The 2019-nt window shown below is 46.0% G+C and carries 1 protein-coding gene; it reads right to left on the bottom strand.

Translation table 11 applies throughout. The features are described from left to right. Positions 1-1379: 1379 nt before the first annotated feature. Positions 1380-2019, bottom strand: a 640-nt coding sequence (locus F0364_RS03765) for a T9SS type A sorting domain-containing protein (RefSeq protein ID WP_153796413.1), incomplete at its 5' end; no start/stop codon positions are given.

The following is a 2019-nucleotide window of genomic DNA, read 5'->3' as shown; positions in this document are numbered from 1 at the left end:
ATTTAAATTCAAAACGTTGCCATAAATTGCTGGCAAATCATCAGAAATGGATAAGCGTCTTTTTATCCAGTACTGTGGAGGTATCGCTATACCGGTATTAAGCAGTGTTTTTTTGTCTGCACTGTAACAATACTGAATCTGGATAAGGCTTGTTCCGTCTCTGCGGGTTTTTCGGACATTGCAAATTGGTCTGATTGGAAACAACATAATTAGTCGAATTTTTAGTCGAATAAATTGTTGCTACCCTTTGTAAAGTTACCAAGCTAAAAAAGTGATAAGTGTTGCAATTATCTAAAAGTCAATCACTTACTGATAAGATTTATTAGGTTGAGGCAAGTAATGACTCATCTGAGCTTTCCCGGAGGGACATATTGTGGGTAGAACAGCCATATACGTTCTGTTATGTTCCGGAAGAACATTTTGTGTCCATGCCAGTTGGTAAAAACACCCAGCGTTCCTCCGGAACGCTGGGTAACACCCTGTAATGTTCTACCCACGAAGTGTCCGCCGGAACACAGGTTGCGTAAATGCTTATCCTGACTCATCCTGCATTCGTTATTTCTTGTTTATGCTCATTCGCTGCAAGCCAAATGATAGGGCTGCGGAGCTGTAATTTCCGCAGAGCGCACAGCGCTAATCTTAAACATTAAACAAAAGAACATTGAACAACCCAAGCCCCATCGGGGCGGCATGTCAGTAGATAAAAGAACGTGGTAGCCAGGAGCGCCGTAGGTGCGATATGTTCACCAGGTTTTTTGAAGGAAAGGTGCCTGGGATGTATTCCATGTTTTACCGCAAACAGTATAAAAATGTGCAATAGCATTGTCAATCCCATTGGGTTGGTAAGCCATTATAAAATACCCACCCCGGATTTTTATCCGGGGCTATTTACATTCAGCCTTTCGGGTTATTGACCATTTTTATCCTGTAGACTAATAATATGCCTCGTAGAGGTTAAATGTTTGTAGCTTAAATGAAACCACGGATTTTATTGCCCTGTAAGGGCTGCCCTTTTTAAACACATCAAGGTAGCCCCTACGGGGCATAACATTCCATATTTTTTTATTCTACAAACAGGTAGTGCCTACGGCACAATAATAGCGAGCTGCACCTGCGGGTGAGGGATTGAAGCGGTTACCCCGCTGAAGCTTTGTGCGTTGGCTTTGTGGCGGAGTATGAGCACAACCGAGAAAAAGCAACTAAATGTTGCTTTGACGAAGGTTGCGAACGCTGTTCTGCCCGGCCCCTTGCGATAGCTTGGGGGCACCCCACCCAATAAAAACTACCAGGGAGCGCCTTTGTAAATCGTACTTTACCAACCCTGCAAAAATCAACCGGCTACACCAACGTACTTCGTACTTCGTAACTCGTACTTGTCCCTACTCTTTCACCAGCTTCAGTACCTGCACCTGTCCGTCAGTATTAATCACCTGTACAAAATACAACCCTTTGGCAAGGTCTGTTGTGGTAAGCCGGTAAGTGCCTGCGACGGTATTATTGCCATTGATTAACTGCAAGGCCCTGCCCTGCATATCCAGCAGCTTTATGCTGCTGATGGCAGCATTGCTTTGCAGCGTAACCGCATCCCCTGCTTTGGCAGGGTTGGGGCTTAGCTTCAATTCCCATTTGCCCGCAAAGTCCAGCTTTTTGACTGCACTGTAGGCTATAATGCCTTCATTGTTCATCAGCAGGCGGTAGTAATTTGTACCTGGCTGTGGTTGGTTATCTGTAAAGTTGTAACTGTTGTTGCCGTTGCCGCCCTTTGCCGGCAGTTTTGTGATGATTTGCCAGTTCCTGCTGTCAGCACTGCGCTGCAGTTCAAAATGCTCCTTACCATTCTCTTCCGCCGTTGACCATACCAGCGCAGCTTTGCCGTTTTGCTGCCTTGCCTCAAAGGTTACCAGCTTAACAGCCAGTACACCCAGGCCCCAGGTTACCGTATAGCTGGCTGGGTCGCTTTGTACGCCTGCCGCATCCCGCACCGCGTAATTAAATGCAAATCCACTGTTGCCGCTTTGG

This window comes from Foetidibacter luteolus, from assembly GCF_009650435.1.
GTDB classification, from domain to species: domain Bacteria; phylum Bacteroidota; class Bacteroidia; order Chitinophagales; family Chitinophagaceae; genus Foetidibacter; species Foetidibacter luteolus.
Note: the sequence above shows the minus strand (reverse complement) of the source record. Positions and strands in the feature narration are given on the sequence as shown.